The 13,062-nt window shown below is 61.2% G+C and carries 17 protein-coding genes and 1 pseudogene; 13 read left to right on the top strand and 5 right to left on the bottom strand.

The annotated features are described in order from the left end of the window. The first annotated feature begins 95 nt into the window (after positions 1 to 95). Positions 96 to 1,259 carry a DNA polymerase IV gene (gene dinB, locus AC3FOF_RS09355; protein ID WP_276263769.1) on the top strand — a complete coding sequence of 388 codons (1,164 nt, stop codon included), beginning with the start codon at positions 96 to 98 and terminating at the stop codon, positions 1,257 to 1,259. 72 nt (positions 1,260 to 1,331) lie between these two features. Here the strand turns inward: dinB and AC3FOF_RS09350 are convergent, their stop codons facing one another. Beyond that, on the bottom strand, positions 1,332 to 1,616 hold the full coding sequence (locus AC3FOF_RS09350) for a hypothetical protein (protein ID WP_276263764.1): 285 nt from the start codon (positions 1,614 to 1,616) through the stop codon (positions 1,332 to 1,334). 111 nt (positions 1,617 to 1,727) lie between these two features. Further along, positions 1,728 to 1,994 (bottom strand): hypothetical protein, encoded by a 267-nt coding sequence (locus AC3FOF_RS09345; protein ID WP_488726435.1) that lies wholly within the window; start codon positions 1,992 to 1,994, stop codon positions 1,728 to 1,730. 284 nt (positions 1,995 to 2,278) lie between these two features. Here AC3FOF_RS09345 and AC3FOF_RS09340 point away from each other — a divergent pair, with 284 nt between their 5' ends. Further along, entirely contained in the window at positions 2,279 to 2,815 is a 537-nt protein-coding gene (locus tag AC3FOF_RS09340; RefSeq protein ID WP_276263762.1) for a GNAT family N-acetyltransferase, read from the top strand. A 432-nt stretch (positions 2,816 to 3,247) separates the two neighbouring features. Beyond that, positions 3,248 to 3,655 carry a helix-turn-helix domain-containing protein gene (locus tag AC3FOF_RS09335; protein ID WP_017226415.1) on the top strand — a complete coding sequence of 136 codons (408 nt, stop codon included), beginning with the start codon at positions 3,248 to 3,250 and terminating at the stop codon, positions 3,653 to 3,655. A 101-nt stretch (positions 3,656 to 3,756) separates the two neighbouring features. Here the strand turns inward: AC3FOF_RS09335 and dapB are convergent, their stop codons facing one another. After that, a complete protein-coding gene (gene dapB / locus AC3FOF_RS09330) occupies positions 3,757 to 4,578 on the bottom strand; it encodes a 4-hydroxy-tetrahydrodipicolinate reductase (protein ID WP_488726434.1) in 822 nt (273 codons plus the stop codon). 752 nt (positions 4,579 to 5,330) lie between these two features. Further along, on the bottom strand, positions 5,331 to 5,702 hold the full coding sequence (locus AC3FOF_RS09325; protein ID WP_488726433.1) for a hypothetical protein: 372 nt from the start codon (positions 5,700 to 5,702) through the stop codon (positions 5,331 to 5,333). A gap of 702 nt (positions 5,703 to 6,404) precedes the next feature. Between AC3FOF_RS09325 and AC3FOF_RS09320 the strand changes: the two genes are divergently transcribed. The 10 genes and pseudogenes from AC3FOF_RS09320 (at position 6,405) to AC3FOF_RS09275 (ending at position 12,498) form a co-directional block, all read left to right on the top strand. Beyond that, complete coding sequence (locus AC3FOF_RS09320) at positions 6,405 to 6,731, top strand: phage protein NinX family protein (RefSeq protein WP_488726432.1); 327 nt, start codon at positions 6,405 to 6,407, stop codon at positions 6,729 to 6,731. 429 nt (positions 6,732 to 7,160) lie between these two features. Then, complete coding sequence (locus AC3FOF_RS09315; protein WP_488726431.1) at positions 7,161 to 9,227, top strand: acyltransferase family protein; 2,067 nt, start codon at positions 7,161 to 7,163, stop codon at positions 9,225 to 9,227. A gap of 80 nt (positions 9,228 to 9,307) precedes the next feature. Further along, the gene (locus AC3FOF_RS09310; protein ID WP_488726430.1) at positions 9,308 to 9,481 is read left to right on the top strand and encodes a hypothetical protein; all 174 of its coding nucleotides are present in this window, start codon (positions 9,308 to 9,310) and stop codon (positions 9,479 to 9,481) included. Positions 9,482 to 9,635: 154 nt separating this feature from the next. Next, a pseudogene (locus AC3FOF_RS09305) lies at positions 9,636 to 9,863 on the top strand (site-specific integrase); the annotation flags it as partial. Between the two features lie 368 nt (positions 9,864 to 10,231). After that, positions 10,232 to 10,477, top strand: coding sequence for a hypothetical protein (locus AC3FOF_RS09300; RefSeq protein ID WP_488726429.1), 246 nt, complete (start codon positions 10,232 to 10,234; stop codon positions 10,475 to 10,477). 10 nt (positions 10,478 to 10,487) lie between these two features. Next, positions 10,488 to 10,730: a hypothetical protein gene (locus tag AC3FOF_RS09295; RefSeq protein ID WP_488726428.1), complete on the top strand. Its 243-nt coding sequence runs from the start codon at positions 10,488 to 10,490 to the stop codon at positions 10,728 to 10,730. A gap of 9 nt (positions 10,731 to 10,739) precedes the next feature. Next, entirely contained in the window at positions 10,740 to 11,204 is a 465-nt protein-coding gene (locus tag AC3FOF_RS09290) for a hypothetical protein (RefSeq protein WP_488726427.1), read from the top strand. Then, a complete protein-coding gene (locus tag AC3FOF_RS09285) occupies positions 11,185 to 11,421 on the top strand; it encodes a hypothetical protein (protein ID WP_488726426.1) in 237 nt (78 codons plus the stop codon). The genes AC3FOF_RS09290 and AC3FOF_RS09285 overlap by 20 nt, the downstream gene beginning before the upstream one ends. Positions 11,422 to 11,834: 413 nt before the next feature. Beyond that, positions 11,835 to 12,092, top strand: coding sequence for a type II toxin-antitoxin system RelE family toxin (locus AC3FOF_RS09280; RefSeq protein ID WP_488726425.1), 258 nt, complete (start codon positions 11,835 to 11,837; stop codon positions 12,090 to 12,092). A gap of 70 nt (positions 12,093 to 12,162) precedes the next feature. Continuing rightward, positions 12,163 to 12,498 carry a helix-turn-helix domain-containing protein gene (locus AC3FOF_RS09275; RefSeq protein ID WP_488726424.1) on the top strand — a complete coding sequence of 112 codons (336 nt, stop codon included), beginning with the start codon at positions 12,163 to 12,165 and terminating at the stop codon, positions 12,496 to 12,498. Between the two features lie 199 nt (positions 12,499 to 12,697). Here the strand turns inward: AC3FOF_RS09275 and AC3FOF_RS09270 are convergent, their stop codons facing one another. Continuing rightward, positions 12,698 to 13,033, bottom strand: coding sequence for a hypothetical protein (locus AC3FOF_RS09270; protein WP_488726423.1), 336 nt, complete (start codon positions 13,031 to 13,033; stop codon positions 12,698 to 12,700). Positions 13,034 to 13,062 lie beyond the last annotated feature (29 nt).

Genomic DNA, 13,062 nt, shown 5'->3' with positions numbered 1-13,062 from the left:
GATATACTGTATATGCATACAGTAACCGAGACGCCCCACCCTTACCCCCCGTCGTCGTGGCAAGGGGCGCATCGACAACCCAGGTTCGCCAAGTCATGCCATCTGCACCCCGCCGCATCGCCCATCTGGACATGGACGCGTTCTATGCGTCCGTCGAGCTATTGCGGTATCCGGAATTACGCGGCAAGCCCGTGGTGATCGGCGGCGGGCGGAACGCGGTGCCCGAGACGCTGGCAGACGGCAGCCGGCGCTTTGCCCGTTTGCGCGACTATGCCGGACGCGGCGTCGTCACCACGTCCACGTATGAAGCACGGGCGCTTGGCGTTTTTTCCGCCATGGGCATGATGAAAGCGGCGCAACTCGCCCCCGACGCCATTCTCCTGCCCACGGATTTCGATTCATACCGGCACTATTCCCGCCTCTTCAAGGCCGCCGTCGGCACCTTCACGAACCAGATCGAGGACCGGGGTATCGACGAAATCTACATCGACCTCAGCGATCTGCCAGGTGAGCCCGCCGATATCGCCACCCGCATCAAGCAGGCGGTGCGGGAAGCGACCGGGCTAAGCTGCTCCATCTGCATCGCCCCCAACAAGCTCCTGGCCAAGATCGGCTCCGAGCTGGACAAGCCCGATGGGCTCACCCTGCTGAGCGCCAGCGATATTCCCTCGCGCATCTGGCCGCTGCCGGTGCGCAAAGTCAACGGGATCGGCCCGAAAGCCAGCGAGAAGCTCGCCGCCCTCGGCATTGCGACGGTAGGCGATCTCGCCAGCGCGGACCTCGGCCTGCTGCAGACCCATTTCGGCCGCAGCTATTCGGCCTGGCTCGCCGAAATCGCGCAAGGGCACGACGAACGCCCTGTCGTCATCAGCTCCGAGCCCAAATCGATGAGCCGGGAAACGACGTTCGAACGCGACCTGCATCCACGGCACGACCGCCAGATCCTGTCCGAGGTATTTACCGGGCTGTGCGAGCGGCTCGCGGAAGACCTTCGCCGCAAGGGCTACGTCGGCCGCACCATCGGCGTCAAGCTGCGCTATGACGACTTCCACACCGTCACCCGCGACCTCAGCATGCCCGCCCCCACCGCCGACGCCAGGCTGCTGCGCCGCGCCGCCACTGAATGCGTTAAACGCGTGCCGCTGAGCCAGAAAATACGGCTGCTGGGCGTGCGGGTGAGCGCGCTGACGCCGGCGGGGGATGAGGATTATTCCTCGATGCCGGCACAGGGAGAACTGCCCTTTTTCGATGACGAATAATGGCCTTTGGCCTTGGACGGCAGCAGAACCCGGCGCGCATGAGGCCCGCTGAACCCGATACCGGCAGCGGCGTCACTCAAGATCCTCTACAACCACCCGTCCATATGCGGCGGCGGACCCGACGATAGCGCCAAACACTTCGGCGCTGAGGCCGGTGAATCCCGAAAAACTGCAAAAATAGAAACCATAGGGCTCTACACTGGCCATGGCATCCGGCATTGGGCCTGAGTTCCCCGGCGACCGGAAGTCAAAGCCGCGAGGGCCTCTCGTGCCGACCCCACCTCCCGCGTGCGCAAGGATTTGCTCGGCCATGCTTTCCGATGGCAGCGCTACGACGATCCTGAATTCAATGCCCATGCGGCTACCCCTGTGGGAGTTGGTGGAAAGGAGTTGGTAGAAACTCGCAATGCTATCAAGTCAAACCGCTGGTGGACAACGAAGCTCCCGACAGCGCCTGGCAACCTGGGTTTAATCTCCGTCATCAGCCGGAGTGGCATCCCTGTGGGCCGGCACTACTGGTTCCCGCTGCCCGAGCATTGCAGTGGCTTCATGAGGGCGCAGCAGCAAGCTGCCACCCTCCAGGTATGCGACCACACGTTCCTTGCGGAAGGTACGCATGGCATTGGCGCGCGTGCAAATGCCTCTGATGTAATCCCCCTGCTCTACCCAGTCCAGTAACTCATACGTTTTTGTTTCATCCTTCTGGTTCCGATAGACGAACGAGATCTTCGGCATGCAGGCCTCCCACGGCACGAGCACAGGAAGTGGTTTCCCGAAGAGAAGCCGCGGCGATCCGGATCTTGCCGCCCCCAATTGGGCGAGCGTCGGCTCTCTGGAGAAGGTCAATCGCATCCCCCGCACATGCGTTCGACGAGCGCCGGGACTGGGAGATCAGCCAATTCTAGGGCGCTGAACAATGGATATATGCAGAGAAATCTGATTTCATGACGTACGTGCCATGCTCCCTATGCCACCCTCCTCCATCGGATAAGCCAATCCCCACAGAACACCAGACTCGGATGAGAATCGACCTGCCTCCCGCCTCCGGCTATCCCGGCATCGTTCTACGCCAGCTCGAACGCGAAGACATGGATCCGTGGTTCGCCTATCTAACGCTCCCGGACGTCATCCGGCACACGAGTTGGAACCTGCGGTCGCCACAGGATCTTCTCCCCATCCTGCAGTCCCTCGAAGACGGTTCCGCGAGCTCCGTCAGGCGCCTTGCCATGATCGATGAACAGAGCAAGGCTCTCGTCGGCACGATCGGCTTCCACACCGTCTCGGAGATCAATCGAAGTGCGGAGATCGCGTACGACCTGGCCCCCGGCTACTGGGGTCGCGGCATCGCCAGCGCGGTGTGTGCGGCGGTGGCTGGCTGGTCGTACACGGAATATGGCTTTGTCCGGGTACAGGCGGTTGTGCTCACTTCCAACGCACGCTCCGAGAGCGTTCTGAAGAAGTGCGGGTTTCGGTACGAGGGATTGCTCAGGTCTTACCGGATGGTGCGAGGCACGCCGGGGGACTTCAAGATGTTTGCGCGGTTGCAATCAGACTAAGGCCTGGATTCCAGGTCGATCGGCAAACCCCTGGGAGACCAGCTACGCATTGGACATTTGAGGTCGTTTCACCGTATTGCGCGCCGAGGTCGGCGGTCATCCAGGACGTGCCGCCCGCAGTACCCGCGCCACCCGGCAAGCTAACTTTGTTTACGCCATGATTAGCCATTGGCTAACATGGAAGAGTGCGCAAGCGGGTTCGCCGAGCAAGGGGCCCGTATCCTCGCTGCCATCTCCGGGCAAGCTGCCATCGCCGTCCGTACCGTACTCGGTACGCTGGCCATCGGTCCATACGCCAGGACCCGGAAGGTCTCCGGCAAAGACAGTTGCCACCCTTGCCGACGCCAGTCGAGTGCTTGACGAGATCCAGGACAGCCCGTCTCGCAGCCCCGGTAGTTCCGAGACCGTAGAACCCCACAGAGGAGCCTGCCAATGATCAATATTCAGTTCATCGAACGCGATGGCCGCCCCGAATTCGCCGTAGTGCCAATTGAGGTGTGGGAGCGCATCAAGCATCGGGTCGAGGACCTGGACGAGGTGACGCTGCTCCACCGGGCCAAGGCCCGGGAAAGCGGCTTTCGCATCCCCGCCGCCATCCTGGACGCCGAACTTGCCGGCGACAACCCGGTCAAGGCCTGGCGAGAATACCGCCGCATGACCCAGGATGCGCTGGCGATGGCGGCCGGGCTCAGCAAGCCCTACCTCAGCCAGATCGAGAACCGCAAGCGCGACGGCAGCCTTGAGGTATTCCAGAGCCTCGCCACGGCGCTGCAGGTACCAATCGACGTCCTGGTCGGGAAGCCGGAGAAGCAAGCCGACACCCAGCCTGGTGGGCAGTGACGGCCATGGCATGAGAAGGCGCGCACAAGGCCGTATTCCCCGGATGTCAAACTGGCATCGCAGGGATGGCGCAGGCAGCCCGCCGAGCCCGCCAGCACAGCCTAGCGTAGACCAAGCACATCGAACATGTCGAAAAGGCCGGCTTTCCTGTCCGCCAGGAAACGTACCGCACGCAGGCTACCCTGGACATAGCTGGCACGGCCCGCGGACCGGTGCGTGATCTCGATGCGCTCGCCGGTACCGGCGAACAGCACGGTGTGATCGCCGGCGATATCGCCGCCCCGTATGGTCGCAAAGCCGATAGTGGACGGGTCGCGTTCGCCGGTGACGCCCTCTCGCGCATACACCGCGCAGTCTTTAAGGTCTCGCCCCATCGCCTCGGCGATCACCTCGCCCATCTTGAGCGCGGTACCCGAAGGGGCATCGATCTTGTGCCGATGGTGCGCCTCGATGATCTCGATATCGTGGCCCGTGGAAAGCATCTTCGCGGCCATCGCGAGCAATTGGAAGGTAACGTTGACACCGACTCCCATATTGGGCGCCATCACGATCGCGATGTCCCTTGCGGCATCGGCGATGGCGGCCTTCTGCGCCTCGTCGAAGCCGGTGGTGCCGATCACCAGCTGAACGCCAAGCTCCCGGCAGACGCCAAGGTGCGCCATGGTGGCTTCGGGCCGGGTGAAATCGATCAGCACCTGTGAATCCGCGAGCCCGGCGCGCAGCTCGGAGACGATTTTCACGCCGCTGTCGAAACCCAGGACAGCGCCGGCATCCTGGTTGGCCGCGCTGGCGCCAGCGAGCGCACCGGCGAGACGGCAGTCGGGCGCATGGCGCAGCGCGTCGATCAGCATGCGGCCCATGCGGCCGGTTGCACCCGCTACGGCAACGCGGCGCGGCACAGGCAGAGTGGTCAGGAAATCCATGACGGGTAGCGACCTCGGATGATGCGTGGATGCGGGAGATGGGCGGAATTGTACGCAGGGACGATGCGAAGCATCGATTGAGTCACCCGCCCGCACCTCGGCGCCATGCTCGCTGCGGAACCGCTGGACGCAAAAATAGCCAGGCGCCTTGGAGGATGCCTGGCATTCGGGCAATACCTGTCGAGGGAGGTTTCCCGGACACCTTACTTTAGGATGCCGTCGCCGCCGAAATTGCAAACCATTGTCACAGCCATCCCCGGGGGTTCTTGTGCGCCCGGCCGAGGCAGAATCGATTGAGTCCTTCTTCAGCCTGGCGCAGCCCGGGCAACGTGCCCTGATTCTTTCGTTCAGCAACGAAAGCAACGCCAGCCGTATGCCAAGCTCCCACCTCAACTATGCACAGTGGCATACCGTTGAGCGCGGCGGCTTCGTCGATTTCAACTTTGCCCTGTTACCGAGCCGGGCAAACCTGCCCCTTCATCAGCGGGGTACCTGTAATTGTGCGACGCCGCATAATCAACAAAGGCGACAGATTGGACCCTGGTTGCCATTCACCGGGGGTGTAGGGACACTCCATGCGGCCTACACCCTTCTTTCTCCCGGCCGCCACGGCGCATGTCCACCTCGCCGTAGCCCTGCCATGGCTGGCGCAACTTGGTACCGCGGTGCTCGACGTGGCCGAAGCCGGACTCGTATGGGCGGCCCGTCTTCGATGCAACCGGCTGGTTCCAGCACTTGCCACGCGGACAACGCTAGGGCGTGCGCCTCAGGCTGATGCGCTCTACGCGCTGGCCATCTCCAGACACGCTGCAGTACGCGATGGCGCTCGTGGAAGCGTCATGGGCATTCTTCGCTGTGAACCTGAGCTGCAACTCTATCGTGCCGTCTGTTTTACGCCGCAAGGCTGGCGGCGCTTCGTCGATTTCAAAATCGACCGCATAGGGCGTCGGCGACATGCGGTCGATAGCCTCGTAGCACGCATAGCGCACAGCATCTTCGAGGCCAAGATCGCCCGGCTCATTCCTCACGCCGCGAAAGAAGGTCATTGCCAACGTGGCGCTCAGGGCGATCAACCCAAGGATCCCGAGCCGATTGCTCCGCCGCCGACTGATTCTGCCTTCCATGCCACCCCCCAGATACGCACGACTCTAGCCGCGGGAACCAAGAGCATTTGTGATCCATCGCACATAAGATTACGCAAAATTGCACTGCCGGGTGAACAGATTTTGGGGGGATGGCGAAGGGATCTTTGCCTGGACGAGCCAGCGCAATCAGTGCGCTGGCGATCTGCCTCTCCGGCAGATCTGGTATGTCTGAACACTGCTACTGCGAAATCCGGAAAGCTGCGCAGTTTCGGCATCCTCCTGCGGTCCGGGGTGTAAAGGAGGGCGTCAGGACATGGATTCCGAATGTGACCGGTGCGTTGATCCTGAGGCGGCGCGCGGTGTGGCGCGGGTTTCGGCGGAGAGCGATCCGGTGGCTTCCACCTCGGCAAGAATGGTGCTGGCCCGCTGGCAAGAGGTCTTGCCGCAGCGTGGCATATAACAGAGGTGGTGAGCGGCCACGGCGCGCGGCGTCGATCAGTTGGGGGAGCGGTGGGCGCACAGGCGCAATCTGCCTGTCAAACGCTTCCCGCCCGTTTGGCCGAGTGACGGCCAGGCCGCAGGGATGATCCACGGCCGGCGCATGGCGGGCTATGCCGATGGCCTGGTCGCCGCGCAGGACGAACGGAGCCGCCGCGGCACCGGGCAACGGATCGACGAGACGTCGCGAGCGCGGCGCGCGGCTGCACGTTCACCATGTCGTGCAACGAAAGGGGAACCACCGTGAAAGTATCGGAAATCGAAGGGCCGCTGCTGGATTACTGGGCGGCGATGGCTGAATGGGGCAGTGCCAGTGTCGTTGACGGCGATGTCATGGGCGCATCCGGTTCCGAGTGGGCCGGCCGGACCTTCTCGCCATCGACGAGTTGGGTGCAAGGCGGCCCAATCATGGAGCGGGACCGGATCAAACTGCTGCCGCCAGAGGCTGACAGGCTGGTTTGGCTTGCTGAGGTTGGCGCGGCGCGTGGGCTCGGCGTGACACCGCTGATCGCCGCCATGCGCGCCTTCGTCGCGTCAAAGTTCGGCGAACAGGTACCGGACGAGAGCTAGTGAAATCCGGCGCGATCATCTCCCCGTGCGGGCGATACTGCTATCGAACACGCCCTCGAGCAACTCGCCGGCGTGCCCTGCTCGGCGATGGACCTGTTTGCCCGCCGGCGCTGTCACGTTGAATGGCGTCGGCACGCCGCCCGACTGGAAGGCGGCGCCGGTCCTTTGCGCTCTGTATCCCGTTGCCTGACCGTCCGAGTCTTCCCCGTCCTGACGACGCACAAGACTAGCCACCTAATATTGCCAATTTGCTGGCAAAATCCGGGATCGCCGTAACTACCCCGCACATTCCGACGGCTGCGACATTTTTTCGCGCGCCACCAAAAATGCCACGCTACCGCCACTGATAATGACGTGCCGAAATAGCAGCTTTCTGATGCGTCAGATCGTCGGTTAGAATGACGCGCGCACAAATACAAATAAAGACGAATGGAACGTAGTCTTCACTCGGGGCAGAATCCGATCGCCACCGCTGCCACGCCGACCCGAATCGACAGTAACGAATTTGCACACCCAAAGTATCGGCCAGACATCGATGGGCTGCGTGCCGTCGCCGTCCTTTCGGTCGTCATCTTTCATGCCTTCCCGCACGTGCTGCGCGGCGGATTCATCGGGGTGGACGTCTTCTTCGTGATCTCCGGCTTCCTGATCTCCACGATCATCTTCCAGAACCTGGACAGAGGCACATTCAGCTTCTTCGAGTTCTACGCCCGGCGGATCAAGCGGATTTTTCCGGCACTCCTGATCGTCTTAGTCTGTTGCTATGCCTTCGGATGGTTTTCGCTGCTGTCGGAGGAATTCAAGCAACTCGGCAAACACATTGCGGCCGGCGCAGGGTTCGTCTCGAATTTGGCTCTATGGAGCGAAGCAGGCTACTTCGACAAGTCGGCTGACACAAAAGCCCTACTCCATCTATGGAGCCTGGGTATCGAAGAGCAGTTCTATATCGTCTGGCCACTATTGATGTGGGCTGCGTGGAAACGGAAATTCAACCTGGCCACGATCGGGGCAATCGTTGCCCTCGCATCACTTTACCTGAATCTGAATGGCGTAAAACACGACCCAACAGCAACCTTCTATTCGCCACAGACGCGGTTTTGGGAATTGCTTTCTGGCAGCCTGGTCGCGTGGTTCATTCTCTACAAGCGACAGGACTGCCAGGCACTCGGCCTGCGTGTCGATCGTGTGCTGACAAGCGTGATCTATTCAGTCCCTCGCAAGAACGACGGGACAACGCTTGCCAACGCACTGTCAGTCGCGGGCATATTGCTGCTCTGCTTCGGGTTCCTGCACATCAACCAGGATTTTAGCTTTCCCGGAAAGTGGGCGATCATTCCCGTGATTGGGGCTGCCTTCATTATTGCAGCTGGACCGAATGGCTGGACCAACAAGCACATTCTGTCCCACCCTGTTGCCGTCTGGGTTGGGCTGATCAGCTTCCCGCTCTATCTGTGGCATTGGCCACTGCTCTCGTTCGCTCGTATCCTTGAGGCCGGCGTGCCATCCCGAAGCGTGCGGATCGGCGCAGTCCTGGCCGCTCTGGCGCTGGCGTGGCTGACGGTTCAGTTCATTGAGAAGCGTGTGCGCCATGGAGGCTTCACGAGACTCAAAGTCTTCGTACTAGCCTCGCTGATGGCCGGGGTGGGTTACGCCGGCTATGACGCCTTTGAACAGAACGGGTACAAGGACCGCTTCATCAACGTCATGAATGTGGGGGTCAACGAAGCGCTATCGTACAACTGGTTTATTGGTTTCCGATACGGCGAATGCTTCCTTGACCCCCAAAATGATCCGGTTAAGGACTTCGCAAAAAATTGTGGCTCCAACCGCGACAATCATAGATCGCTGCTGATGATCTGGGGCGACTCGCATGCTGCCTCCCTATACCGCGGCTTTGCAGAAAATGCCGCATCTCACAATTTCAATGTTGCGCAGTACACGGTTAGCGGCTGCCCGCCGATCCTCGGATTTAATGGAGGGCAAAAGAAGGATTGCACCCGCCTGAACGAGTTCACGATGGACCGAATTCGAGAACTGAAACCCGACACGCTTGTTATGGCGGGATATTGGTCTCTATATGACGGCAGCAAATCATGGGAAAAACTCGATATTGAGAAACTGACAGCGACCATTGATATGGTGAAGCAAGCAGGCGTACGAAATGTCGTCCTTGTCGGCAGCCTCCCGGTCTATACGGTCAATCAGCCGGAAATGCTGAAGCGGGCTCATATCTGGAGCAAGATCGAGACGAGAACCTATAGAAACTTCAATCAGGCAGCATTTTCCACCAATGATCAGATCCGCTCGGTCGCAGAGCATGCCAAAGTTAGATTCACCAACCCGCTGGAATATATGTGCGACAAGCACGGCTGCCTACTATCGTTGACTACTGACAAGGTGGTGCCGCTGGCCTACGACTACGGCCATCTCACGACGCTGGGCTCCGAATATCTTGTAACGCAGTTCTTCGGGCACAACGAGATCCCGCTGCCGTGAGCATGCTGGCCACACCGATGCCCTGGCCTCGCGCCGGATCCGGCCCCAAGCCAGCCAGACGTCATAGTCGGGAACCGCAGGTGCATCCGGCACTTGTACGGCATGGCCAGCGCCCTATCGAGCGGCGGCGGCTTGCCTGGGAACAGGGCTTCGTGCGCAAGCTGGCAGAGCACATGTACGCGGGCGAGGTGACGAAGGTCAGCGACGCCCAGGTCGAGAAGCTAGACGAACGGCATGGGAGGCACTTCTCGTGAGCGCTGCACCGCAACGCCGGATCACCGGATGCCCGAGGTCCGTTCCGGACCTATGCATGGAGTGGACCGTGATCAGCGATCTGCGCCAGCGCGTGGCTACCGCCGAGCGCGACGAGGCGCAGCAGCTGCGGGCCATCTGCCGCGAGTCGTCGAACGTCGTGGCTATCAGACCAGGCACACGTACGCCTCGATGATGCTTTCCGCCGGCGAACACCCGATGTGGGTCGCCAAGCAGATAGGCCATGTGGACTGGACGATGATCGCTCGCGTGTACGGCCGCTCGATGCTGTCAGCTGATGCAGCAGAGGCCGGCAATCGGGCCGTGGAGAAGCTCGCCGGAGATGCCGGCAAAACGGATGTAAAACTGGCAAAAACCGGCTAGATTTTTGACAGCTTATAGCTCCAAGCCATTGATTTCAAAGGAAATTCTGGTGCGAGGGAGGGGACCCTCTTTACCTATTAAATCAATAACTTAACGCACTTATGGGGCGCATTTGGGGCCGACCCCACGTACCCTGTCGGGACTCGAACCGGCAACCGAAGGCGGTATCGAACCCGCGAGAGTCGCCAGTATAGCCCTCCGGATGCCGTGACTCATGCGCCCCGTGCCGCTGCAGCCCCGGCAAGCACTGTATATCCATACAGTTAACTCAACTTTCGGCCGCGGAAATCGGACAACTCCTATACTGTATATCCATACAGTCCACGTGCTGCATTCCGCAGCACCCACCACCGCCCGGAGTTGCCACCATGTCCGATACTCGCGCCATCAAGTACATCGTCGTGCCCTACCGCCAAGGCAAGGGCGACGCACTCCTGCCCGGCGAGATCCGCCAGGCATCCAGCGAAGTCGGCGCTATCCGCATCGCGAACGGCATGGCCTCGAGTTTCGTCGGCGTCGCAGCCTATGAGGTGCTGGTGGACGAGGAAACCGGCGAGATGGGTTCGCCCCGAATCCTCGCGCAGGAAGGGAGCATCCCCGCTCTTGGCGAGTGACGAAATGGCCATGTCCATCTTCCTCGAATCCCACTTCCTGCCCGGCGACACGGCCGAGCTGCGCCTTGCATGTGAGAGCGTCACCGTGACGCCCGACGCCGTTACCGTGCGCGGCATCGAGACGCGCCACATCGAGAAGATGGTATGGACGGCCGACTACCTGTCGTTCGAACAGGACGGCCAGCACCACCGGATCAAGGTGGCTCGGCCAGCCGTGAAGCCACCGCTGCGCGCGCGCTTCCCCCGCCGGTGAATCCCGGCCATGCCCCCTGCTGACGCCCCCGAGACGTGGGTCCGCGCGCTGCGCCAGGCCGTGCGCGGCGGCACACCGGATGCCTACGGCGATCCCTTCCGGCAGCGGCTGTATGTCCTGAACCTCAATGGTCAGCCAGTGCAGGTCATGGAAGACAGCACGCACTCCGAGTTCATCAGGGGCGCATTCCGCCGTTTCGTGTTGCGCACGGACCTTCCCGAACAGGATGCCCGCGTCTGGACCTGCTTCTGCCCATGGACTGACACGCTGACCGACGAACCGGTATTCCTCACCCACCTGGTCGCCCCCGGCATCGACAAGATATTCACCTCCGCGACGTGGCAAGATGCGCAGGACAAGCACCGGCGCGTCTACGAGAAGGCGCGGCGGGTGTTGCCGCAGGACCAGAAGCAAATCGAGCATAATCATCCAGCCAAACTCACAGGAGGCAAGCATGGGCATGGACGATATTGACTATGAACTCATTGAAGCAATCGATGAGCTTATCGCCAGCGGCATCTTTGATGAGGACTCAGCCGCTCTCGGAATCGCAAAAAAGATTAGCAGTGAAGGACGCCTTGACCTGTCGCCTGATCAGCAATGGGTATTCGATCGATACATAGCCCCGCACCTCCGCTCTGTCCACCAAGAATGGGAAACGAATCGAATCATGAATTCGAACCCAGACTAAGGCCTCCGTACCTCGCCTGCCAGCGATATGTGTTGGCATCGCTCGCAAGTCTGGCCAGCGATGCCCCTTGCCGCCTCAGCGCCTAACATTGTTCGCCGGCTTCGCCAACCGCTTGCACTACCCTATCGGCGCTCATTGGCAGCCTGCCACGGTCGCCTCCAGCCGGATCTCATACGCCGCGCGCAGTCTCAGGGCATGCAAGCGGGCCACTTCCCACAGCAGGCGCTTGACCTCGGGTCGCGCAGTTCGGCGTTGCTCAACGTCGGCGCGGGAAGCCCCCCCCCGCTCGGCGGCCGGCTCTCAGGGCGGGGCTTCGCATGCAATCCTGCCAGCGCGCCACCGACGCCGCAAAATACTTATACAAACACCTATTTTTCTTGCACCAACACCTATATTTACCTATAATCCTGTACATGGACAACGCGATCCGCTGGGCGCCCAAGGCGCTGAAACAGGCGAGTAAGCTGGATCGGCCTACTCAATCGAAAATCTACCTAGCGGTACAGGAACTCAAGGGGATGCCAGATACAAGAAACATCAAAGCCCTAACAAAACACCGATACGGCTACCGGCTCAGGGTTGGAAACTACAGGGTGTTGTTTGATTGGGATGGTGAGATCCGAATCGTAGAAGTGCATGAAGTGAAGATCCGAAACAAAGACACCTACTAACCTACGGGCCGGCTGGAAACCGGTCCCTTTCAGATGCATTTTTAGACGCCTCAAGACAGAGGATTACACGATGGACACGCCGCAAAACATCCAGATCATCAACGATGCACATGGCCACCCGGCTTTCGTGGTGATCCCATATACCGACTACCTAGCGCAGCGCGACAAGGACAAAGACCTGGTGCCCGACGACGTAGCCCGCCGCCTGCTCATGGATGGCACGCCGCCCGTGCGCGCATGGCGCGAGCATCTTGGCCTGACCCAGAAGGAAGTTGCCGTGCGCATGGGCATCAGTCAGCCCGCCTACGCCGAACAGGAAAACAGCACCGGCAAGTTGCGCAAGGCCACCCGCGAGAAAATCGCCGCCGCGCTGGGCATCACCCCCGCGCAACTCGACCTCGCCTGATCCGCATCGCGCCCAGCAGTCCGTGCAAGCCGGCCATCGCGCCGGCTTTTTTCATTTAGGCCACGCCGCGACAGTCCTCCCATGCCGAGCAGCGCATTCCCCCAACGCACCCAGGAGATCGCGCATGACCCATTCCTGCCACACGTCATAGTCAGCGACCTCCGGCGCGTCAGGAACCGCACAGGGGGCCGCCAGTGCGCTATCTAGCGCCGGCGGCTTGTTTGGCCGCGTCAACGGCGTCGGACAGCTTGCGCACCCGGAAATCATCAGGGCGGCAGTCCACAGGCAAAGGCTTCGCATTCTTCATTTCCTTCTGGATGGCATCGAGCTTGGCGCCAAGCGTCGACTGGATGGCGTGGTATTCGTCGGCCTTCTGGCGAATGCTGGCGCCGGCGGCGCTCAGATCCTGCAGGACCCCATTCGTGGTGGCCAGATCGGCCTGCGCACGCGCCGCCGTGAGTTCGGCCAGCTCGGCATCCTTGCGCCAGCCGTTGGCCGTCCAGCCGGCGGCGAAGATCCCGGCTGCCAGCAGCACGGCGCCGGCTGCGTGCCACGGGGTGAGGG

This window comes from Cupriavidus sp. 96C5-1, assembly GCF_057798855.1.
The sequence above is the reverse complement of the archived record's forward strand: the minus strand, read 5'-3'. Positions and strand labels throughout refer to the sequence as shown.

Excerpts from the sequence above, each read along its gene's own strand:
- dinB (WP_276263769.1), top strand. The coding sequence starts at position 96 with ATGCCATCTGCACCCCGCCGCATCGCCCATCTGGACATGGACGCGTTC.
- AC3FOF_RS09350 (WP_276263764.1), bottom strand. The coding sequence starts at position 1,616 with ATGGGCATTGAATTCAGGATCGTCGTAGCGCTGCCATCGGAAAGCATG.
- AC3FOF_RS09345 (WP_488726435.1), bottom strand. The coding sequence starts at position 1,994 with ATGCCGAAGATCTCGTTCGTCTATCGGAACCAGAAGGATGAAACAAAA.
- AC3FOF_RS09340 (WP_276263762.1), top strand. The coding sequence starts at position 2,279 with ATGAGAATCGACCTGCCTCCCGCCTCCGGCTATCCCGGCATCGTTCTA.
- AC3FOF_RS09335 (WP_017226415.1), top strand. The coding sequence starts at position 3,248 with ATGATCAATATTCAGTTCATCGAACGCGATGGCCGCCCCGAATTCGCC.
- dapB (WP_488726434.1), bottom strand. The coding sequence starts at position 4,578 with ATGGATTTCCTGACCACTCTGCCTGTGCCGCGCCGCGTTGCCGTAGCG.
- AC3FOF_RS09325 (WP_488726433.1), bottom strand. The coding sequence starts at position 5,702 with ATGGAAGGCAGAATCAGTCGGCGGCGGAGCAATCGGCTCGGGATCCTT.
- AC3FOF_RS09315 (WP_488726431.1), top strand. The coding sequence starts at position 7,161 with ATGGAACGTAGTCTTCACTCGGGGCAGAATCCGATCGCCACCGCTGCC.
- AC3FOF_RS09300 (WP_488726429.1), top strand. The coding sequence starts at position 10,232 with ATGTCCGATACTCGCGCCATCAAGTACATCGTCGTGCCCTACCGCCAA.
- AC3FOF_RS09295 (WP_488726428.1), top strand. The coding sequence starts at position 10,488 with ATGTCCATCTTCCTCGAATCCCACTTCCTGCCCGGCGACACGGCCGAG.
- AC3FOF_RS09290 (WP_488726427.1), top strand. The coding sequence starts at position 10,740 with ATGCCCCCTGCTGACGCCCCCGAGACGTGGGTCCGCGCGCTGCGCCAG.
- AC3FOF_RS09285 (WP_488726426.1), top strand. The coding sequence starts at position 11,185 with ATGGGCATGGACGATATTGACTATGAACTCATTGAAGCAATCGATGAG.
- AC3FOF_RS09280 (WP_488726425.1), top strand. The coding sequence starts at position 11,835 with ATGGACAACGCGATCCGCTGGGCGCCCAAGGCGCTGAAACAGGCGAGT.
- AC3FOF_RS09275 (WP_488726424.1), top strand. The coding sequence starts at position 12,163 with ATGGACACGCCGCAAAACATCCAGATCATCAACGATGCACATGGCCAC.